The 20,935-nt window shown below is 68.7% G+C and carries 21 protein-coding genes and 1 pseudogene; 8 read left to right on the forward strand and 14 right to left on the reverse strand.

Annotated features, from left to right (window positions below; genetic code table 11):
• Positions 1-4: 4 nt before the first annotated feature.
• From QAR72_RS09100 to ribA, 5 genes are read right to left on the reverse strand one after another with little or no spacing between them, the layout of a single operon-like run.
• Positions 5-832 carry a RibD family protein gene (locus QAR72_RS09100; RefSeq protein WP_304617058.1) on the reverse strand — a complete coding sequence of 276 codons (828 nt, stop codon included), beginning with the start codon at positions 830-832 and terminating at the stop codon, positions 5-7.
• A 12-nt stretch (positions 833-844) separates the two neighbouring features.
• The gene (locus tag QAR72_RS09105) at positions 845-1,633 is read right to left on the reverse strand and encodes a class I SAM-dependent methyltransferase (RefSeq protein ID WP_304617059.1); all 789 of its coding nucleotides are present in this window, start codon (positions 1,631-1,633) and stop codon (positions 845-847) included.
• 1 nt (position 1,634) lies between these two features.
• Complete coding sequence (locus QAR72_RS09110) at positions 1,635-2,030, reverse strand: 6-pyruvoyl trahydropterin synthase family protein (protein WP_304617060.1); 396 nt, start codon at positions 2,028-2,030, stop codon at positions 1,635-1,637.
• Between the two features lie 9 nt (positions 2,031-2,039).
• Positions 2,040-2,981: a zinc-dependent alcohol dehydrogenase gene (locus tag QAR72_RS09115; protein WP_304617061.1), complete on the reverse strand. Its 942-nt coding sequence runs from the start codon at positions 2,979-2,981 to the stop codon at positions 2,040-2,042.
• A complete protein-coding gene (ribA, locus tag QAR72_RS09120) occupies positions 2,978-4,132 on the reverse strand; it encodes a GTP cyclohydrolase II (RefSeq protein ID WP_304617062.1) in 1,155 nt (384 codons plus the stop codon). Before ribA ends, QAR72_RS09115 begins: the two co-directional genes overlap by 4 nt.
• A gap of 209 nt (positions 4,133-4,341) precedes the next feature.
• Between ribA and QAR72_RS09125 the strand changes: the two genes are divergently transcribed.
• A complete protein-coding gene (locus tag QAR72_RS09125; protein WP_304617063.1) occupies positions 4,342-5,073 on the forward strand; it encodes an FkbM family methyltransferase in 732 nt (243 codons plus the stop codon).
• Here QAR72_RS09125 and QAR72_RS09130 read toward each other — a convergent pair.
• The 8 genes and pseudogenes from QAR72_RS09130 to QAR72_RS09165 form a co-directional block, all read right to left on the reverse strand.
• A complete protein-coding gene (locus tag QAR72_RS09130) occupies positions 5,042-5,812 on the reverse strand; it encodes an inositol monophosphatase family protein (protein WP_304617064.1) in 771 nt (256 codons plus the stop codon). The genes QAR72_RS09125 and QAR72_RS09130 overlap by 32 nt on opposite strands.
• A gap of 221 nt (positions 5,813-6,033) precedes the next feature.
• Positions 6,034-6,681 (reverse strand): annotated as a pseudogene (modC, locus tag QAR72_RS09135) (molybdenum ABC transporter ATP-binding protein); the annotation flags it as partial.
• Entirely contained in the window at positions 6,678-7,388 is a 711-nt protein-coding gene (modB, locus tag QAR72_RS09140) for a molybdate ABC transporter permease subunit (protein ID WP_304617065.1), read from the reverse strand. The pseudogene modC and the gene modB, both read right to left, overlap by 4 nt.
• Entirely contained in the window at positions 7,385-8,137 is a 753-nt protein-coding gene (gene modA / locus QAR72_RS09145; RefSeq protein WP_304617066.1) for a molybdate ABC transporter substrate-binding protein, read from the reverse strand. Before modA ends, modB begins: the two co-directional genes overlap by 4 nt.
• A gap of 454 nt (positions 8,138-8,591) precedes the next feature.
• Positions 8,592-9,611 carry an ACR3 family arsenite efflux transporter gene (arsB, locus tag QAR72_RS09150; RefSeq protein WP_304617067.1) on the reverse strand — a complete coding sequence of 340 codons (1,020 nt, stop codon included), beginning with the start codon at positions 9,609-9,611 and terminating at the stop codon, positions 8,592-8,594.
• The gene (locus QAR72_RS09155) at positions 9,608-9,931 is read right to left on the reverse strand and encodes an ArsR/SmtB family transcription factor (RefSeq protein WP_304617068.1); all 324 of its coding nucleotides are present in this window, start codon (positions 9,929-9,931) and stop codon (positions 9,608-9,610) included. Before QAR72_RS09155 ends, arsB begins: the two co-directional genes overlap by 4 nt.
• Before the next feature lie 150 nt (positions 9,932-10,081).
• The gene (locus QAR72_RS09160) at positions 10,082-11,218 is read right to left on the reverse strand and encodes a Gfo/Idh/MocA family protein (RefSeq protein ID WP_304617069.1); all 1,137 of its coding nucleotides are present in this window, start codon (positions 11,216-11,218) and stop codon (positions 10,082-10,084) included.
• Between the two features lie 10 nt (positions 11,219-11,228).
• Positions 11,229-11,939: a GntR family transcriptional regulator gene (locus tag QAR72_RS09165; protein ID WP_304617070.1), complete on the reverse strand. Its 711-nt coding sequence runs from the start codon at positions 11,937-11,939 to the stop codon at positions 11,229-11,231.
• Between the two features lie 95 nt (positions 11,940-12,034).
• Here QAR72_RS09165 and QAR72_RS09170 point away from each other — a divergent pair, with 95 nt between their 5' ends.
• From QAR72_RS09170 to QAR72_RS09200, 7 genes are read left to right on the forward strand one after another with little or no spacing between them, the layout of a single operon-like run.
• Entirely contained in the window at positions 12,035-13,189 is a 1,155-nt protein-coding gene (locus QAR72_RS09170) for an LLM class flavin-dependent oxidoreductase (RefSeq protein ID WP_304617071.1), read from the forward strand.
• A gap of 2 nt (positions 13,190-13,191) precedes the next feature.
• Positions 13,192-14,082, forward strand: a complete 891-nt coding sequence (locus tag QAR72_RS09175; protein ID WP_304617072.1) for an aldo/keto reductase — start codon at positions 13,192-13,194, stop codon at positions 14,080-14,082.
• A 5-nt stretch (positions 14,083-14,087) separates the two neighbouring features.
• Complete coding sequence (locus QAR72_RS09180; RefSeq protein ID WP_304617073.1) at positions 14,088-14,588, forward strand: flavin reductase family protein; 501 nt, start codon at positions 14,088-14,090, stop codon at positions 14,586-14,588.
• A 44-nt stretch (positions 14,589-14,632) separates the two neighbouring features.
• Positions 14,633-15,235 (forward strand): TRAP transporter small permease, encoded by a 603-nt coding sequence (locus QAR72_RS09185; protein ID WP_304617074.1) that lies wholly within the window; start codon positions 14,633-14,635, stop codon positions 15,233-15,235.
• Positions 15,235-16,524 (forward strand): TRAP transporter large permease, encoded by a 1,290-nt coding sequence (locus QAR72_RS09190; RefSeq protein ID WP_304617075.1) that lies wholly within the window; start codon positions 15,235-15,237, stop codon positions 16,522-16,524. The genes QAR72_RS09185 and QAR72_RS09190 overlap by 1 nt, the downstream gene beginning before the upstream one ends.
• A 30-nt stretch (positions 16,525-16,554) precedes the next feature.
• The gene (gene dctP, locus QAR72_RS09195; protein WP_304617076.1) at positions 16,555-17,601 is read left to right on the forward strand and encodes a TRAP transporter substrate-binding protein DctP; all 1,047 of its coding nucleotides are present in this window, start codon (positions 16,555-16,557) and stop codon (positions 17,599-17,601) included.
• Between the two features lie 58 nt (positions 17,602-17,659).
• Positions 17,660-18,655, forward strand: a complete 996-nt coding sequence (locus tag QAR72_RS09200) for a YeiH family protein (RefSeq protein WP_304617077.1) — start codon at positions 17,660-17,662, stop codon at positions 18,653-18,655.
• Between the two features lie 46 nt (positions 18,656-18,701).
• Here QAR72_RS09200 and QAR72_RS09205 read toward each other — a convergent pair whose 3' ends face one another.
• Positions 18,702-20,873: an esterase-like activity of phytase family protein gene (locus QAR72_RS09205; protein WP_304617078.1), complete on the reverse strand. Its 2,172-nt coding sequence runs from the start codon at positions 20,871-20,873 to the stop codon at positions 18,702-18,704.
• Positions 20,874-20,935 lie beyond the last annotated feature (62 nt).

The following is a 20,935-nucleotide window of genomic DNA, read 5'->3' on the forward strand; positions in this document are numbered from 1 at the left end:
AGGGTCAGTGGGCGTGGCGGATCATCTGACGCTCGTGCATCGGACGCCGGGCCAGTTCGGCACGCGGTCCGAGGCCGCAATCAAAGACGATGTCGCTGCCCAGGCCATAGACCCGCGTATCCGGCCGCAGCGCGTCCGCCAGCCTGTCGACCGGGTTCCGGGTGGTCAATCCCTGCGGCCCCGCCCCGATGATCAGCGGCGCGACCGAGACCTGCAACCGGTCGAGCAGCCCCGCCTCGAGAAAGCCGGTGATCGTGAGGCCCCCGCCTTCGATCAGCAGCGAGCCGAGGCCCATTTCGCGCAGCGCCTCGAGGATCTGCCTCGGATCGAGGCGTCCGTCCACCGCAGACAGGCGCAGGATCTCGACCCCCGGCGCGCGGGGCCGGTCGACGGCAGTGACGATGACCCGCCTTGCGCCTCCGGGCCGCAGCAGCAACGCGTCATCGGGCAGGCGGCCCCTGGGGTCGATCACGATGCGCGCCGGGTCGTGGCCGCTGCACAGGCGCACGGTCAGCCTGGGGTGGTCGTGAAGCGCGGTGCGGACGCCGATCACGACCCCGTCGACCAATGCGCGCAGGCGATGCAGATGCGCCAGCCCCTCGGGGCCGGACACGTCGCGGGCATCCCCGGAACTGGTGGCGACCCGCCCGTCAAGCGACTGGCCGATCTGCGCGACCGTGACTGGCCCCAGATCGCGCCGCGCGACCGGTCCGTAAAGATCCAGCGCCGCCCGTTCAGCGGGGGTGAAGCGGCCGCAACAGGCGCAGGCGGTGCCGTTGCGCACCGCGAGGATGCGGTCCCAGACCCGAGGCGTGACGTCTATGGCGTGCATGTTGGTCTCTCCTCAGCGGGGGTCAGGATGTGTCAGGCCGGGCGGGGTCGCCAGCAGGTCCCGATGGCCGATGATGCATTGCCCCGAGGCCGACAGGGGGGCGCGGGCGGCCACCCAGCCGGCGGCGTCGGGGGCGCCCTGTTCGGCCGCGGCGCTGGCAATGCCCTGGACCAGGGCGTCGTGCAGGTCTTGCTGATCCGGGCCGATGCGCCAGGGGCTGTCTGCGGTGGCGACCGTGAAGCCTGCCTCGGTGAAGATCTCGGCTACGCGGGTGGCGGCGGCGGGGCCGAGGGCGGGACCAAGCCCCTTGTCGCGGCGCTGGTGGTCGTTGAAGGCGCGAGTGATCGCGTCGTCGTCGGGCAGGGGCGGTTGCCATGCCATCACGCCGTCATAGGAAAGGACCGCATAGAAAGGCAGGCGCGCGGCGGCGAGGCGCGCGGCGAGCCGCCCGATCCAGTCGGCGGGCATCAGGTCCAGCAGCGCCGAGGCCGTGACCAGCGTCACCCCCTCCAGCGGCAGCGCGTCCAGATCGCGCAGGTCCAGAAGGTGGGTGGTGGCGCGGCCCGGCGCCTCGGCCGCGGCAAGGCGCAGAAGGTCGGCGTCCAGATCGGCCAGACGCCACAGCGCATGGGCGGGCAGATGCGGGCTCATCGCCCGCAGGGTCGAGCCGGTGCCGCAGCCGAGGTCCAAGATGACCGGCCGCGGCCCGGCCAAGGTTGCCGCGCGCGACAGCAGCCCGGGATCGCGCGCCGCCCGGTCGGCCGGTTCGCGCAAGGCCAGCCAGGCGGCCGAGAAGCCCATTTCAGATATCCCCCTCGAACCAGGCGCGGGCCGTGTGGCTTTCATGCAGCGTGATCCGCAGCTTGCAGACGCGCCCGCCATCCTTCAGCCCGCCAGCCCGCACGGTGGCGGCCATCTGGTCGAAGATATGCTTGCACAGAAATTCGGTCGTCGTCATTTTTCCTGTGAATTCAGGGATCTCGTCCAGGTTCTTGTAGCGCAGCGGCGCCAGCGTCCGTGCCAGTTCCTCGGTGGCGAGACCGATATCGACCACCAGGCTTTCGTGGTCCATCTCCTTTGCGAAGAGCGCCGCATCGACGGTGAAGGTCGCCCCGTGCATCCCCTGCGCCGGCCCGAACGTGGGCGAGGGGAATGAATGCGCGATCATGATGTGGTCCCGGACTTCGACGGCGAACATGCTGACTCCTCAGTAGCGGATACGGTGGCAAAGGGTGGCCGGGTCCGACAGGATCGCGGCATAGGCGTCAGGCAGGGCGGCAAAGGCGGTCTCGCCCGAGATCAGCGCATCCAGCCTGTCGTCGCGCAAGAGGTCCAGAGCCTTGGCCAGCCTGCGCCGATAGGTCCAGCGCGGCACCCGGTCGGGCGGAATCGAGGCGACCTGGCTGCTGATGATCCGCAGCCGCTGGCTGTGAAAGGCCGCGCCAAGGGGCAGGGCGACCTGGCATTCGCCGTGCCAGCTGGCCTCGGTGATTGTCGCCTGCGGCCCGGCCAGCGACAGAGCCAGCGTCAGACCTGCCTGCGAGGCGCTGGCATGTATCACCGCATCCTGTCCCGTCGGCGCGTGGTCGGGATGGGCAAAGGCGCAGCCCATGCTGCGCGCCAGCGCCGCGCGGTCTTGCAGGTCGACGACGGTCACCTCGGCCCCCGGCAGGCGCGCGGCGAGGCTGGCGACCAGCAACCCGACCAGCCCGCCGCCCACGATGGCGATCCGGTCGCCCGGTCCCGCGCCGCTGTCCCACAGGATGTTCAGAGCGGTTTCCATATTGGCGGCCAGCACGGCGCGTTCGGGCGGCAGGCCGTCGGGCAGGGGGATCAGCGCGTCCTCGGGCAGCCGGAACTCGTCCTGATGCGGAAAGAGCGCGAAGACGGGGCGCCCCGCCAGCGCGCCCTCGGTCGCCTGACCGACCAGCGCATAGCCGTATTTGACGGGAAAGGGAAAATCCCCCTCCTGAAAGGGGGCGCGCATGCGGTCCCGCTCGGCCGCGGGGACGTCGCCCGACAGGACCAGCCGCTCGGTCCCGCGGCTGATGCCCGAGAAGAGCGCGCGCACCGCAACCCCTTCGCCCGGCGCGGCGGGGCGCAGTTCGGCCTGACCGGGCTTGATGCACCAGAGTGCGCGCGGCGTCATGCCAGAAGATGCCCCGACTTGCGGGCCTTGGTGTCCAGATAGGCGCTGTTCTCGGGCCCGCGTCCCACGCGCAGCGGCACGCGTTCGACCACTCTGATCCCGTCGCAGTCCAGCCGGGCGATCTTGGCGGGGTTGTTCGTCATCAGGCGCACCTGCGAGATGCCCATCTGCCGCAGCAAGGCCGCGCCGGTGCGGAAATCGCGCTCGTCATCCTCGAAGCCCAGGCGGTGATTGGCCTCGACCGTGTCCAGGCCCTGATCCTGCAGGCTGTAGGCACGCATCTTGTTGGCCAGACCGATGCCGCGCCCCTCCTGGTTGAGGTAGAGCAGCACGCCCGCGCCGTGATCCTCCATCGCGGCCAGAGCGGCGCGCAATTGCGGGCCGCAATCGCATTTCAGGCTGCCCAGCACGTCGCCGGTGAAACAGGCGGAATGCAGGCGCACCAGCACCGGGCGGCTGCGGTCGGGCCGACCGATCTCGACCGCGTGATGCTCGGCTCCGCCGGGTTCGCGGAAGACGTGCAGCCGCCCGTTGGGCGAGGCCAGCATCGGCACCCGCGCATTCGAGACGGGCCGCGGATCGCGCGGCATCATGATCTGCGACAGGACCGCATCGGCCGAAAGCGGCTCGACCCCGCCCTGCAGCGCGGCCGAAACCAGCGCGGGTTCGGTGACGACCAAGGCGGCGGGCAGAAGCTCGGCCGCCTTGACCAGCCGGATCGCGGCACGGTGCAGGTTCCCGGGCGCATCAAGTGCGGCCTGGGGAATGGCCGCAGACGGAGGCGGCATCCGCGACGGGTCCGCCAGGGCCAGCAGCCAGTCCAGACGCGCATCGGCCGGAACGGGCAGGGCCGCGACCTCGGCCCCCGAAGCGGGCTGGCGCAGGGCCTCGGCGCGCCGCGCCGTCACCACCAGCCGGCCCGGCGAGCCAAGCGCGGCAAAGCGGCCGGGGTCCAGCGTCTCGAGCGGCAGGATCACGGCCGCGCCGGCCTCGTCGGTCAGAAGAAGCGGCAGGCCAAGGCGCAGATCGGTCAGCGCGCGGGCGATCCTCTGTCCCAGATCCGGTTCAAAGGGATTGGTTGCGGCGGGCCTTGCCCCCTCGTCGCCGGATATGCGTCCTGCCGCCAGAAGCCCCGATTGCGCTGCCTTCATTCGTCGGCCCCCACCTGCATGAATGTAAAGGTCATTTCCTTCAACACGTTCATCCACGGGGCGGTTCCCCACAAGGATGCAGCGCGTGGCAGAATGTCACACGACTTTTCAGGGGGGCGGCGCACTGGACCTCGGCGGCCGGCGTGCCTAGGCTTCGACGCCGGGCAGAACGGGACGGGATGATGGGATTGCGCGCTTCTCTGGGACTGATGCGGTCCCTTGTGATCTACTACAATCCGCTGCGCCGCAGGGCCAGCAACCGCTTTCATGCGCGGCTGCTGCGCCCCGGCGATCTGGCCTTCGATATCGGCGCCCATGTCGGCAGCCGGTCGCGGGCGATGCGGGCGGCGGGCGCGTGCGTCGTGGCCTGCGAGCCGCAGGAACCCTTTGCAAGCTTTCTGGCGCGCAGCCTGCCGCGCGACATCGTGCTGCGCCGCGAGGCCGTCGGCCCGGCCGAGACCGTGGCGCGGATGGCGGTCTCATCGCTGCATCCGACCGTCTCGTCCCTCAGCGCCACCTTCACGGGCGAGGCGGCCGTGGCGCCCGGCTTCGGCCATGTGCGGTGGGATCGCAGCCAAGACGTCCGGATGACCACGATGGACCGGCTGATCGCGGATCACGGCCTGCCCGATTACGTCAAGATCGATGTCGAGGGCTTCGAGCTGGACGTGCTGGCCGGTCTCAGCCAGCCCCTGCCGATGCTGTCGGTCGAATACCTGCCCGCCTTCCGCGACCGAACGCTGGCCGTGATCGACCGGTTGCAGGAACTGGGCGAATACCGCTTCAACCCGGTTCTGGGCGAACGCGCGGATTTCCTGTGGCCGGAATGGCAGGATGCCGCCTCGGCGCGCGCCTTTCTGGCCGGGCTGACGCCCGATGCGGGATCGGGCGATCTCTATGCGCGCCTCGTCAGCCCCGCAGGGCCGCGGCCAGGGCCGTGAACAGGGGCGGGGCGGCGGCGATGACGTTGCCGCTGTCCTCGGGGCGGTCCGCGGCGGTCCAGCCCTCGACCCGACAGCCCGCCTCGCGCAGCAGGACGAGCCCGGCGGCGATGTCCCAGGGACGCAGGCGGCGTTCCCAGAACCCGTCCAGCCGCCCCGCCGCGACATAGGCCAGGTCCAGTGCCGCCGCACCCATTCGCCGCACCCCCGCCGAATGCGGCAGGACGCGGGTCAGGTCGGCGGCGTGATCCTCGATATGCGGCATGTCGCCGAAGGGCAGGCCGGTGCCGAAGAGGGCGGCGTCGAAGCCCTGGGGCGGGGCGGGGCCCAGCCTTTCGCCGTTCAGATGCGCGCCGCCGCCCAGATGCGCGGTGAAGACCTCGTCCCTGACCGGGTCCAGCACCACGCCAAGGACCAGCCGGCCCTGATCCTCGAGCGCGACCGAGACCGCCCAGTGCCCGATGCCGCGCAGGAAATTCGTGGTCCCGTCCAGCGGATCGACGATCCAGCGCCGGGCGCCGGGCAGGGTGCCGCTTTCCTCGCCCAGCCAGCCCTCGCCGGGGCGTAGAAGGTGCCGGCGCAGGATCTGCTCGGCCTCGGCATCGGCCTGCGAGACGTAATCGCCCCGCCGCTTGGCCTGCACGTCCAGCCGGGCGCGGTCATGCCAATGCGCCAGCAGCGCCGCACCCGCCGCCCGCGCGGCCTGTTCGGCCCGGTCCAGATCATCCGCGAGGCTCATACCCATCCCTCACCGCCAGAAACGCTGTCGCAGCCCTAGCGCAGGCGCGGGTCCTGCGCCATGCCCCGATCCGCCGGCGGGTCCAGACCGATTGTCACCTGCCGCCCGGCCAGAGGCAGGCGCAGCCTTCCATCCGGCGCGTCCCGCAGGCGCTCGGCCAGGGCAGGACCAAGCGCCTGCCAGAGCGCCTCGAAATCTTGGGCCTCGTCGGCGGGCGGGGGCGGGCCGGTCCGGGTCACGCGCCCGCCCTCGATCGCCACGACCGTGGTCGCGAGGCGCCGCATCTCGGCCACCGAATGGGTGACATAGAGGATCGGGATGGAGCCCTCGTCGCGCAACCGCTCGAAAAAGGGCAGGATCTCGGCCTTGCGCGCCTCGTCCAGCGCGGCCAGAGGCTCGTCGGCCAGGATCAGGCGCGGCCCCGCCAGCAGCGCCCGCCCAAGCGCGACGCGGCTGCGTTCGCCCCCCGACAGCGCGCCGGGGCGACGCTCCAGCAGGTGGCCGATACCCAGCATCGCGACGATCTGCTCCAGATCCGGCCCCTTGGCCCCGCGCGGCGCAAAGCGGCGCCCGTAAAGCAGGTTGCGGCGCACCGACAGATGCGGGAACAGCCGTCCCTCCTGAAAGACATGGCCCAGCCTGCGGCGGTGGGGTGGCAGGTGCAGGCCGGTCCGCGTATCCGTCAGCACCTGATCGCCCAAGGCCACGCGCCCCTCGTCGGGGCGCAGCAGGCCGGCCACGGCGTTCATCACCGTGGTCTTGCCCGCGCCGGACGGGCCGAACAGCACGGTCAGCCCCGGCGGAACCTGAAAGTCTATATCCAGATCGAAGCCGGGCAGGGCGTGGCGCAGGCGGACCGACAGCGTCATGCGCCCGCCACCCGCCGCGCCACGCGGCGGCCCAGAAACTCCGACAGGGCCAGCGCCGCCATGGCGATCAGCACCGCGATGACAACCAGCCTGCCGGCCGCATCCTCGCCCCCCGGCACCTGCAGCAGCGCGTGAATGGCCGAGGGGATGGTCTGCGTCTGGCCGGGAATGTTCGACACGAAGGTGATGGTCGCGCCGAATTCGCCCACCGCCTTGGCAAAGGCCAGGATCGCGCCCGCCACGATGCCGGGCAGGGCAAGGGGAAGGGTCACGGTCAGGAAGACCCATATCGGACGCGCGCCAAGCGTCGCGGCGGCGGCTTCGAGCCTGGGATCCACAGCCTCGATCGACAGGCGGATGGCGCGGACCATCAGCGGAAAGGACATCACCGCCGCCGCCAGCGCCGCCCCGGTCCAGCGAAAGGACAGAACGATCCCGAACCAGCTTTCCAGCACCTGTCCGACGGGACCGCGCCGCCCGAAGGCGATCAGCAGCAGGTATCCCGTGACGACCGGCGGCAGGATCAGCGGCAGATGGACCAGCCCGTTCAGCACCTGTCGCCCCGGAAAGCGCCAGCGTGCCAGCGCATAGGCCGTGAGCACCCCGAAGGGCAGGCTGAGCAGCGTCGCCCAGAATGCCACGCGCATCGACAGCCGCACGGCCTGCCATTCCGTCGGGCCAAGCCACGGATCGGGCAGCGCGATCATGGCGCGACGAGAAAGCCGAAGGAGCGCCAGCGCGCCGCCGCCGCCTCCGAGGACAGGTAATCCAGCAGATCGCGGGCGGCGGCGCTGTCGCCCTGCGCGGTGATCGCCGCGGGGTAGGTGATCGGCGGGTGGCTGTTTTCGGGGAAGGTGCCGATGATCGCTACGGCCGGATCGACCTCGGCGTCGGTCGCATAGACGATGCCAAGCGGCGCCTCGCCGCGCGCGACGAAGGTCATCGCGGCGCGCACGTTTTCCGATTGCGCGACCAGCGGGGCGACCGCGTCCCACAGGCCCAGATGCGTCAGCGCCGCGCGACCATAGATCCCCGCCGGGACCGCATCGACCTGCGCCATCGAAAGCCGGCCCCCCGCCAGCATCGCCGGCAGGTCCAGCGCCGCATCGACCGTGACAGGTTCCGCGCCGGCCGGACCGATCAGCACCAGCCGGTTGCCAAGGATGTCGCGCCGCGTCCCCTCTCGCAGATCCCCCGAGGATTCGAGCGCGTCCATCCAGTCGCTGCTGGCCGAGATGAACAGATCCGCCGGCGCCCCCTCGCGAATCTGGCGGGCAAGCGTGGCCGATCCGGCGAAGGACAGCGTGACCTTGTGGCCCGTCTGGCGCGACCAGTCATCGGCGACCTGCCCCAGGGCCTCGGTCAGGCTGGAGGCGGCAAAGATCGTCACGTCGTCGCACAGGGCCGCGCCGGGGGCGGCCGCGGCCAGCGCGAGGGCAAGAAGAAGGGGGCGCATCCAAGCCTCGTATCGTCACCCGCCGCATCACAGCATCCCCCGGCCGGGCAGGCAAGCGTTATCTTCGACGGGATATAACGAGCCCTGCGGCGGATGCGCGGCTATACGGATTGGCGGGTCCAGATCGCGCGGCGCCAGTTCAGTTGCGTCCCGTCGTTCCCTCAGCTTCCAAACACGTGATCATCGGCTTCCAGCAGTATGGCCGGCACATGAGGCTGTCAGGCTTTGGTTCCGGAAATGTGCTGTTGATCCTCGCTTTCGGCCTAGAGATCTGGTGATACGGCTTCCTACACCGTCGCCTGCGACCAACTGAGCCCGTGATCCTTGATGCCGGCCTTGTCCCTTGCTGCGACACGAGGCAGACCGGGACATGCGCGTGACCAATCCAAGCGAGGCATTCAAGGCGATCAAGCGTCTGTCATCGTGGCAGAACTCGTCCGACAGGGCGTCCCGTTCAGGCGGGAAAGCGGGCGCGGGTGCGGTTGGCGAAGGCGACAAGCGACAGCATCACGGGCACCTCGACCAAAACGCCAACCACCGTTGCCAAGGCCGCGCCGGAATTCAGCCCGAACAGGCCGATCGCCACCGCCACCGCCATCTCGAAGAAATTCGATGTGCCGATCAGCGCGCAGGGTGCCGCGACCTTGTGCGGGACGCGCCAGGCCCAGGCCCAGGCATAGGCCAGCGCGAAGATGCCGTAGGATTGCAGCAGGATCGGCACCGCGATCAGCGCGATCAGCAGCGGCTGGCCCAGGATCACCTGCCCCTGGAACCCGAAGAGCAGCGTCACCGTCGCCAGAAGGCCGATGATCGAGAAGGGCTTGATGCGCGCGGTGAAGGCCTCGATGGCCGCCGCGCCGCCGCGTTCGATCAGCGCCCGCCGCGTCAGCGCGCCCGCGATCAGCGGGATGACGATGTAGAGAACCACCGACAGGATCAGCGTCGACCACGGCACCTCGATCTGCGTCACGCCCAGCAGGAAGGCGACGATGGGCGCGAAGGCCACGATCATGATCAGGTCGTTCACCGAGACCTGCACCAGCGTGTAGTTCGGATCGCCCTGGGTCAGCTGCGACCACACGAAGACCATCGCCGTGCAGGGCGCCGCACCCAGCAGGATCAGCCCGGCGATGTATTCGGGCGCCCGGGCAGGGTCGATCAGGCCGGCAAAGACGTGGTTGAAGAACAGGACCGCCAGCGCGGCCATGGTGAAGGGCTTGACCAGCCAGTTCACCACCAGCGTGATGACCAGCCCGCGCGGTCTCTTGCCCACGTCGCGGATCGAGGCGAAGTCGATCGCGATCATCATCGGATAGACCATCGACCAGATCAGCACCGCCACGACAAGATTGACCGAGGCATATTCCAGCCCCGCCAGAACCTCGAACAGGTCCGGCGCCAGCGTGCCGAGCGCAAGCCCCGCCAGGATGCAAAGGGCGACCCACAGGCTCAGCCAGCGTTCGAACAGACTCATGTCGTTTCCTTTCCGGCAGGCAGGCAGCAGGCATCGCCAGGCGGCGGTGCAAGGGCCTCGATGAACGCGGCCAGCGGCTTCAGCGCGACGGGGTTCAGCGCGTAGCAGATGCGCGGGCCGTCGATCTCGCCATGGATGACGCCCGCCGCCCTGAGCAGCCGCAGATGCTCGGACACCGTCGATTGCGCCAGCCCGACCGCGTCGACGATGTCGCCGCCGATGCAGCCGGGCGTGGCCAGAAGCAGCCGCAGGATGCGGATGCGGGCCGGATGGGCCAGCGCCTTGGCTAGAGCGGCAAGGTCGTCATCCTCAGGTGCCATGACCCGATCCTTCGTTTATCGTCGATTGGCGATAAACCTGTCAGCGAGCCGATGCAAGCGCGTTGCTTCGCCTGCATGGGCCAAAGCACGCGGCTGGCGTGGATGCAGCGGCCCTGCGCCTGCATCCGCGACCAGACCTGCCGGCCGCGATCAGCCCACCAGTTCGGTCATCTCGACCATCCGGCCCTCGGCAATGGAACGCTGCGCGGCCAGACCCATCAGCACCGCCCAACGCCCGTCGGACAGGCTGACATCGGGCGCCTTGCGCTGCCCGCGCACCAGTTCTAGAAAGCCTTGATGCTGGTAGAAGGTCGAGCCGTTATGGTCGCCCGCCTCCAGCAGCGCCGGATCGACCGGGATTTCCAGCATGCGCGGCCCCTTGGGATCGCGGGGCGAGACGACGACCTGCGCGACGGGAGGCTCGCCCAAATCCTCGGGCCAGAAGCGGGTCGGGCCGGGCACGAAAGCCTCGATCTTGCCCTTCGGGCCGACGGCGCTGATCTCTTCCTGCCAGCGCGCGCCTTCGGCGAACATGCAGAGTTCCAGCATCGCCCGCGTGCCGCCCTGGAATTCGACGGCGACATAGCCGTGGTCCAGGATGTCGGGCGTCTGGCCCTGATAGCGTTCGTCCAGATGGTTCACCGCCTGACCGCCCATCGCCATCACGCGCATCGGATCCGCCCCGACGGCCAGACGCATCAGGTCGAAGAAATGGCAGCATTTCTCGACGAAGGTGCCGCCGGTATAGCGGTTGAAGCGGTTCCAGTCGCCGACCTTCTCCAGGAAGGGAAAGCGGTGCTCGCGGATCGACAGCATGCGGATGCCGCCCGTGGCCTGTTGCGCCTGCGCCAGCAGATGCGCGACCGGGGGCATGTAGCGGTACTCCATCGCCACCCAGACAGGGGCGGGATAGCTCGCGGCAAAGCGTTCCAGCGCGGCCAGATCGGCAGGGTCGGTGAACAGCGGCTTCTCGACCAGAACGGGCAGCGGGCGGCGTGCGGCGATGGCCTGCAACTGCTCGACATGGCGGAAATTGGGGCTGGCGATCAGCAGGCAGTCGAGGTCGGGGCATTCCAGCAACGCGTCCAGGCTGTCGCAGAGCGCCGCGCCCGGAGCCAGGGCCGCGGCGGCCTGCCGCATCCCGGCATCGGGTTCGAAGATCGCGCCGATCGCGGTGCCGGGCAGCAGGGCGATGTTGCGCAGATGCTCTTGCCCCATCATGCCGCAGCCGATCACGCCATAGGTGATCAGCCGGCTGTCGGCGGCGGGCGGGGTCTGGATAATCATGGGGATCTCCTCAGATGAGGCGCTGGACGTAAAGCGCCTTTTCGTGGTCATACCAGGTGCGCGAGAACTCGACCGCCTGCGCGCCCTGCGCCCAGGACAGCCGCTCGATATAGGCGCAGGTCGCGCCGGGGCGGGGGCCGAAATCGTCCGGCGCCCAGTCGGGAACGGTGCCCAGGCCCACGCGATCCTCGGCCCGCGTGATCCACAGCTTCAGCGCCCGCTTGTAGGTCAGATAAAGCGAATCCTGCACCTGATCGCGAGGGATGCGGCCCGCGCCGGCATCCAGCCAGATCTCCTCGACGGCGATGGGGACCTGATCCAGAAAGCGCAGCCGGCGGAAGCGCGTCGCCTCGTCCGCTGCGCCATAGGCCGGCTGGGCCGCATCCTTGGGCAACAGGTCGACCGACAGAATGCGCGCATTCGGCAGACCCCCTCCGCCGCGCGCATGTTCAAGCCGGAACATCGAATAGACCGACACCGCCTGACCGCCCGCGCGGATGTAGTTTCCCGAACCCTGCCGCCGTTCCAGCAGGCCCTGATCGGCCAGCGCCGCCAGGGCCTTGCGCAGGGTGCGCACGGTCGTGCCATGAGCCTCGGCCATCTGGCGTTCGGGCGGCAGCTTCTGGCCGTCGACCAGCCGGCCCGCAGCGATGTCGCGGATCATCATCTCGCTGATCTGCATATGGATGGGCAGGGCGTCGGCGCGCTGCTTCTCCGCCATGGCTCCCCCCCCTCGGCGAAAATTGATGCACCATTGATCTACATCAAGGACAGCTTTATGCAAGAGGAAACCGCAGGCGACTCACGGAGGAGAGAATGCCCGTCGTTCCCGTCACATCGGCCGATCTGAAGGCCGTCGAAGTCGCCTGGTTCTCGGCGCTGTGTTCCGACGATTACCGCCATCTGGGCGTGCCCGAGGGCGATCTGAGATCGTCGTGGGATCATTGCAGCGACATCGTGAAGACCGCCGAGGCGCAGGGCTTCGGCAACATCCTGTGCCCGTCCAGCTACCAGGTCGGGCAGGACACGCTGTCCTTCGTCGCGGGCTGCGCGCCGATCACCGAGCGCATCAACCTCTTGGCCGCCGTGCGCTGCGGCGAGATGCAGCCGATCATGCTGGCGCGCACCATCGCCACGCTGGACCACATGCTGAAAGGCCGCCTGACGGTCAACATCATCAGCAGCGACTTCCCCGGCCAGCAGGAGCCGAGCCCCTATCGCTATCAACGCTCGCGCGAGGTGGTCGAGATCCTCAAGCAGGCCTGGAGCCGCGAGCAGATCGATTATCAGGGCGAGGTCTACAATTTCACCGGCCTGACCACCGATCCCGCCAAGCCCTATCAGCAGGGCGGGCCGATGCTGTATTTCGGCGGCTATTCGCCCGACGCGCTGGATCTGTGCGGCCAGCATTGCGACGTCTATCTGATGTGGCCCGAAAAGACCGAGGACATCGCCGACCGGATGCGCGCCGCCCATGCGGCCGCCGAGAAATACGGCCGGACGCTGGATTACGGCTTCCGCGCCCATGTCATCGTCCGCGACACCGAGGCCGAGGCGCGCGAATATGCCCGCGAACTGGTCAGCCAGCTGGACGACGAACAGGGCCGCGCGATCCGCGAGCGCGCTCTGGATGCCGGATCGCTCGGCGTCAGCCGTCAGGCGCGCAACCGCGATCTGGCCGATGACGAGGGCTATATCGAACCCAATCTCTGGACGGGCATCGGGCGCGCGCGGTCGGGCTGCGGGGCGGCCATCGTCGGCTCGACCGATCAGGTCCTGACCAAGCTCGAGGAGTTGCGGAAGATGGGCATCCGTGCCTTCATCCTGTCGGGCTATCCGCACAAGGACGAGGCCTGCCATTTCGGCAGCCGCGTCTTGCCCCAGATGAACACCTGCCAGCTGAACCGGGTCTGGGGCCGCGTGCCGGAGCGCGCCCCCGCGACCCCGCTGGCCGCAGGCGAAAGGCGCTGATGATGGAACGGATCGTATTGAAGGGCGGGGTCAGCCTGTCGCGGCTGGTCTACGGGATGTGGCGGATCGGGGATGATCCCGACACCTCGCCCGCCCATGTGCGCGCCAAGATCGAGGCCTGTCTGGCCCAGGGCATCACCACAATGGACCAGGCGGACATCTATGGCGGCTACACCGCCGAGGCGGTCCTGGGCGACGCTCTGCGTGCCAGCCCCGGCCTGCGCGACCGGATCGAGATCGTGACGAAATGCGGCATCGTCGCGCCGATGGGCCGGCACGCCGCCGCGCCCTGCAAGCATTACGACACGTCCGAAGCGCATATCCGCGCCTCGGTCGAGGCGTCCCTGCGCGACATGGGCACGGACCGGATCGACCTGCTGCTGATCCACCGGCCCGATCCGATGATGGACCACGACGAGACGGGCCGCACGCTGGACGCGCTGGTGGCCGAGGGCAAGGTTCGCGCGGTCGGTGTCTCGAACTTCCGCCCCTGGGATGTCGAACTGCTGCAATCGGCGATGCAGACGCCCCTGGCGACGAACCAGATCGAGATATCGCTGGCCCGGATCGAGGCCTTCACCGATGGCGATCTGGCCTATCATCAGCGCCGCCGCGATCCGGTCATGGCCTGGTCGCCTCTGGGCGGCGGCAGCCTGATGAGGGGCGACGGCCCGGTTGCGCAAGTCATGGACCGCATTGCCGCCGCGCATGGCGTGGACCGGGCGGCGGTGGCGGTGGCCTTCCTGCTGCGCCATCCCGCGCGGATCCTGCCGGTCATGGGCACGAATGCGCTGCCCCGCATCGCGGCCATAGCGGATGCGCTGAAGGTCAGCCTGTCGCGGACCGAGTGGTTCCAGCTTTACGAAGCGGCACTGGGCCGAGAGGTCGCGTGATGCAGATGAGCGATCCCGCAAGCTTCGTTCCAGATCCGCAGAATGGCCGCCAGCTGCGCGACGCGTTCGGGCGCTTTGCCACCGGCGTCACGATCGTGACCGCCACGGGCTCGGCGGGGGAATGCGTGGCGATCACCGCCAACAGCTTTTCCTCGGTCTCGATGGAGCCGCCCCTGGTCCTGTGGTCGCCCGCCCGCGCCAGCACCCGCTATCCGGTCTTTGCCGCCGCGCAGCATTACGCGATCCATGTCCTGGCCGCCGATCAGGCCGATCTGGCCTGGACGGTCGCGCGCAACCGCGACGCGCTCTGCGATCTGGCGGGGCGCAACGGGCAGGGCGTGCCGATCCTCGACCGCTGTCTGGCGCGCTTTGACTGCCAGCGCTTTGCGCTGCACGAGGCCGGGGACCACGCCATCGTCGTGGGCCGTGTGCTTCAGGCGACGCTGACCGAGGGCGCGCCGCTGGCCTTCTTCGGCGGGCGGATCGCCGACATCTCGGTCAAGTGAAACGCCCCGCGCGGGGAGGCGCGGCGGCAGAGGGGGGAACAAGAATGAGCCTGTTCGAGGCCGTGATCCGGCCCCTGTCCCGGGTCAACGAAACAGTGCTGAGGCTGGGCCGCGCGGGCGGCATCGTCGCCATTGCCATCATGGTCGCGGTGACGATCCTGCAGGTCTTTCAGCGCTACATCATGAACAGCGCGCTGGCCTGGCCGGACGAGGCCGCGCGCTTCTGCATGATGTGGATGACCGGGCTCATGGCGCCGACGGCGTTCCGCCGGGGCGGATTTGTCGCGATCGACTTCGTGCCCATGCTGCTGCCCGCGCTGCTGGCGCGGCTTCTGAACATCGTGCTGCTGCTGGTTTCGCTGGCCGTGCTGGTCGTCGCGCTGCAGATCGGCTGGCGTGAGGTGACGGGCCTTGGCGGGCGCTTTGCCAGCGCCTCGCTGTTCGTGCCGGTCTCGCTGGACCTGTCGGAATGGTATCGCGTGCCGCGGTCCTGGATGATGGCCTCGATCCCGGTCGGGCTGGTCCTGCTGATCATGGTCAATGTCGAACTGATCCTGCGCAATCTGGCGCAGCTGGCGGGCGTGCGCGACCTGCCGCCGATCCCCACCGGGGACGGCATGGAGACCGGCGCGCGGGGGGTCGATTGATGCTGATCTGGTTTCTGCCGCTGTTCCTTCTGTTCCTGATGCTGGGCCTGCCGGTCTTTTTTGGCATGCTGGCCGCGCCCGGCATCATCCTGTGGATGAACGGTCAGGAACGCGACCTGACCTTGCTGTACCGCAACCTCTACAACGGGATGGACAGCTTTCCGCTGATGGCGATCCCGTTCTTCATGCTGGCGGGCGAGCTGATGAACCGCGGCGGCATCACGCTGCGGCTGGTCGAGTTCGCGCAGGCCCTGATGGGCCATCTGCGGGGCGGGCTGGCGCATGTGAACGTGCTCAGCTCGATGCTGTTCGCGGGGCTTTCGGGTTCTGCCGTGGCCGATACCTCGGCGCTTGGCTCTATGCTGGTCCCCGCGATGGAGAAGCAGGGCTACACCCGCCGCTTCGCCGCCGCGATCACGGCGGCCAGTTCGGTGATCGGCCCGATCATCCCGCCCTCGGGGATCATGATCATCTACGCCTATGTCATGGGCGAAAGCGTGGCCGCGCTGTTCCTGGCGGGCATCGTGCCGGGCGTGTTGGTCGGGCTGGGCCTGATGTTCGTCATCAAGATCATGGCGGACCGCTACGATTTCCCCATCGCCTCGGCCCGCCAGCCCTGGGCCGCGCGCGGACGCGCCAGCCTCAGGGCGTTCTGGCCGCTTCTGACGCCGGTCATCATCCTGGGCGGCATTCTCGGCGGCATCTTCACGCCCACCGAGGCTGCCGCCGTCGCGGTCGTCTATGCGATGATCATCTCGCTTTTCGTCCTGAGGACGATGCGGGTGGCCGAGCTGCCCGACGTGCTGGGCCGGGCGGCGCTGACATCGGCGGTGGTGCTGCTGCTGGTGGGGGCGGCGATGTCGTTCAAGACGGTCGTTTCGCTGTCGCACGCGCCGCAGATCATGGCCGATTTCATCCTGGGGCTGACGGCGAACCCGCTGCTGCTGCTGTTCCTGATCAACCTGCTGCTGTTCGTGGTCGGCATGTTCCTTGATGCCGGGCCCGCGATCATCATCCTGGCGCCGATCCTTGCCCCCGTCTTCGAAAGCATGGGCGTGGACAGCGTGCATTTCGCCATCATCATGTGCGTCAACCTGACCGTGGGTCTGGCGACGCCGCCGATGGGGCTGGTGCTGTTCGTGGCGGCCGCCGTCTCGAAGGAACGCGTGACCACCATCGCCCGCGCGATCCTGCCATTCCTTGCGGTCGAAATCGCGGTGATCTTCCTGATCACCTATTTCCCCGCCCTGTCCATGACCATTCCGCGCCTGACCGGCTTTGCGGACTGACCGATAACACCAACCCGGGAGGAAACCACCATGTTCAAGACCACCTTGGCCCTTGCGGCGGCCCTGGCGCTGGCCGCGCCCGCCTTCGCGCAGGATTACACGATCCGCGCCGTCGCCAACTCGAACGAGGAGGACGAGGATTACGACGGGCTGCAGGTCTTCAAGTCTCATGTCGAGGCGGCCTCGAACGGCGCCATCGCGGTCGAGATCTACATGGGCACGCAGCTTTGCTCGAACGGGGCGGAATGCCTGCAGGGCGTGGCCGATGGCTCGATCGACGTCTACATCTCGACGCTGGACGGGGCGGCCGGGCTGTTTCCCTATTTCCAGGTGCTGGACATGCCCTATCTGATGGCCGACGACCGGGTCGCGGAGCGGGTGCTGTCGGGCGATTTCATGCGCTATCTGCGCGACCGGGCGCTTGAGGACAGCGGCGACACGCTGCGGCTGATGACCATCGGCAATACTGGCGGCTGGCGCAGCTATGCCAATACGCAGCGCCGCGTGCAGACGCCTGCCGATCTGGCCGGGCTGAAGATGCGGACCGTGGTGGCGGACCTGCCGCAGGAACTGGCCCGCGCGATGGGCGCCTCGCCCACGCCGATCCCGTGGCCGGAACTCTTCACCTCGCTTCAGACGCGCGTGGTCGAGGGGACCGCGAACGGCATTACCGACATCATGTCGATGCGCTTTCCCGAGGCCGGGCTGCGCTACCTGACGCTGGACCAGCACGCCTATATGGGCGCTTATTGGTGGATGTCGAACGACAGCTTCATGGCCATGCCCGAGGACATGCGCCAGATCGTCGTGGACGGCTTCTACGCGCTGCAACAGGCGACCTTCGCCTCGCCCAAGCGCAAGTCGATCCCGGCCTACGAGGCCTTTGCCGCCGCGGGCGGCGAGGTCTATGTCCCCACGCCCGAGGAAAGGGCCGCCTTTGCCGAAGCGGCCGAGCCGGTCTATGCATGGTTCACCTCGTCCGTCAGCGGCGGCGAGGAGATCCTGGCCCTGTTCCGCGATGCCGTGGCCGAGGCCGAGGCGGCCGTGAACGAGGAACGGACAAGGGACATCCAGTGACCACCATTCCCGATGACAGGAAGGGGGCTGCAAGGCCCCTTTCACAAGGGCCGCAGCCATGCAGCCTGTGAATATCGAACGGCTGCGCCTGCTGGGCCCCGGTGTCACGCTGGCCGTGATCGTGGCAATGGCGGCGCAGTTCCTGTCGGCCCATTACGGGGCGCCGGTCATGCTGATGGCGATCCTGCTGGGGATGCCGCTGCATTTCATGGCCGAGGATGCCCGCGCCGCCCCCGGCATCGACTTTGCCGCGCGGGGCCTGTTGCGGTTGGGCGTGGCGCTTCTGGGGCTGCGCGTCTCGGTCGAGATGGTCGCGCTGATCGGCTGGCCTTTCGTCGCGCTGATCGCGGCTTCGATCGCGGCGCTGATCCTGGGCTCGGTGCCGCTGATGCGGCGGCTGGGCCATGACCGGGCCTTCGGCCTTCTTACCGGCGGTTCGGTGGCGATCTGCGGCGCGTCGGCGGCGATGGCCATCGCCTCGGTCCTGCCGCCGCGTCCCACGACGGAACGCGATCTGTCCTTCGTGGTGATCACCGTCACGGCGCTGTCCACGCTGGCGATGATCCTCTATCCGGCGCTGGCCACGCTGCTGGGGCTGGACATGCATCAGGCGGGGCTGTTCCTTGGCGGCACGATCCATGATGTGGCCCAGGTCGTGGGCGCGGGCTATTCGCTGTCGGACGAGGCCGGCGACACCGCCACGGTGGTCAAGCTGATCCGCGTGACGCTGCTGGCGCCGGTCGTGCTGGTCGCGGCGCTGATCCTGCGGCAGTCGGGGCAGGGGCGGGCGAAGACGCCGATCCTGCCGGGCTTCGTGCTGGCCTTTCTGGTTCTGGCGGGGCTGAATTCGGCGCATCTGGTCCCCGACATGATCACCGATGCGGCCTCGGTCGCCTCGCGCGCGATCCTGGTCGCGGCGGTGGCGGCGGTGGGGATGAAGACATCGCTGGCGCGGCTGGCCGAGGTGGGGCCGGGTGCCATCGCGCTGCTGATCGGGCAGAGCCTGGTTCTGGCGGGGCTGATCCTCGGACCCGTCCTGATGGGCTGGGTCTGAGGCAGACGCGGCAGGCGGGCGCGCCGCCTGCCGCTTCGGCGCAGGATCAGTCGATCCGGCCGATCGTCCAGAACAGCGTCTCGCCCGAGGCGTCCTGCGCACCGTCATTGTCGGTCACGACCCAGGCCTCGCCCGCGGCGTCGATGGCGAAACCCTCGACCTTGTCCTGCACATAGCCGTTCAGCGCCATGAGGTCGGGGATGAAGTCACGCACCTCTTGCTTCTCCACGACCGGCAGCGGCCCGCCCAGAGGAGCGGGGTCCAGCGCCGACAGGGCCACGCGGTAAAGCCGCTTCGTCGTCGCCGCCTCGCCGATCAGGTTGTCGCGCTCGACGATATAGGCCCAGTCGCCATGGATCGTGATCTCGGACAGGCCCATCCACGCGCCCTCGGCCGGGCTGTCCAGAGGATAATGGACTGCGCCCCAGCTCTTGGCCGCCGTGTCATAGGCCACCAGCTTGACCATCCCCGCCGGATCGTCGCGCCATTCGCGCTGCACGGCCAGCCACAGGGTCTGGTCCTGCACGGCGATCCCCTCGAAGCCGAAGCGAATCTCGTGCGCGACCAGTTCGGCGGGCAGGGCGATTTCCTCGCGGATCTCGCCCTTCGCGTCGATGCGATAGACGGCATGCGGGATCAGCCGGTCCGACCGCCCCTCCGAAGCCAGCCAGAAGCCCCCGTCCGGCGCCAGCGCGATGCCTTCCAGATCCAGCTTCTGCGCGGGCTGGCCGGACCGCGTCACCACCATCTTGTCGGTGGTGCGCGCCGGGCTTTGGGTGGCGTCGATGGTGAAGATCGCAGGCTGCATCCCGTAGACGCTGTCGGACACGGCATAAAGCCTGCCGGGAACCGTGGCATCGGCGACCATGCCCGACAGCGCGCCCCAGCCGATCAGGCTGTCCGCGCCGGCCGAGGTGATCATCGGATAGGCGGCGGGCGCCTCCTGCCATTCGTAGATCATCACATGGCTGCCCGCCCCGCCATCGGCCCGCGCATCCAGTTCATTGGCCGTGGCCAGAAGTCCGCGCGCCGGGATCGCCACCGCGCCCTCGGGGCTGCTCCCCGAGGGCAGCAATTGATGCAGTCTTGGCGCCGCGATGTCCGACACGTCATAGACCGCGATCAGCGAGGCGCGTTCCAGCGCGACAAAGACCATCGGCACATCGTCAAAGGTGCCGATCTCCAGCCCCTCGGGCTCGATGCCCTTGGAATGGCTGCGATGTTCGGGGTAATGGCCCAGCTCGACCACGGCATGTTCCAGCGAGGCGCCCGAATCCCAGACCGGCGTGCCGTCGCGGTGAAAGATTGACCAGCCGCGGGTGCCGCCCTGCCAGTCGCCCTCGTTCGCAAAGGCGATGTGCTGGTCGTCCAGCCACTTGACCGCATCGGGTTCGCGCGGGGCGGCAGGTTTGCTGCCCGAGAAATCCAGCGCGCCGTCGCGGCGGGTGTCGACGCCCTCCAGCGCGACCTCGCCGGCCGAAAAATGCGACAGGATCGACCCGTCGGCGCCGATAATGACGATGTGGTTGTTTTCCTGAAGCGTGACGACGATCTCGCCCGCCGCGTTCACATCGACGAATTCGGGCTCCGGGTCTTCGGGGAAGATGTCGGCCAGCCCCGTCAGGTCGATGACCTGCATCGCGTCGCAATCGGGCGTGCCGTCGACGACGGGCAGCTTGACGACATGGCCGGCAGGCATCTGGGGCAGGCCGCCATCGCCCAGATCCTCGTCACGCTCGTTCTCGATGGCGATGGCCAGAAAGCTGCCATCGGGCGCGCGCGACACCGCATCGGGCTGACCGCCCAGCTCGCACGAGGCGGTGATCGCCATGGCCGCGGGATCGACCGCGACCAGACGCCCCGAGGGGTTGTCGAAGCTGTCCGACGTGTTCACGCCCGCAAAGACCGTCGCGCCGATGAAGACGGCGGTGGTCGGTTCGCCCTCCATGTCGATGCTGCCCAACGCGCGGGGCGCTTGCGGATCGGTGATGTCGATCAGGCCGATCACGCCTAGGGGGCTGTCGGTATAGACCAGCATCATCCCGTCTTCCGAGGCCGAGATGATCTCGGCCGAGCTTTCGCGGGACAGGTCCTCGCCCTCGGCCATGTTGCGGGTGACGGGCAGGGTGGCGATGCGGTTGAAGTGGCTTTCGGCCAAGGCGGGCGATGCGGCCAGAAGGGCCAGCGCCGAGCACAGGCAGGGCAGGCGGGCGGTCATGGAACACTCTTGCGGCTGTTGAACGAGCCATCAGCCTAGTGCCGCCTTGTCACAGATCGGTG

It is taken from the genome of Paracoccus sp. (in: a-proteobacteria), from assembly GCF_030604785.1.
Classification (GTDB): Bacteria; Pseudomonadota; Alphaproteobacteria; order Rhodobacterales; family Rhodobacteraceae; genus Paracoccus.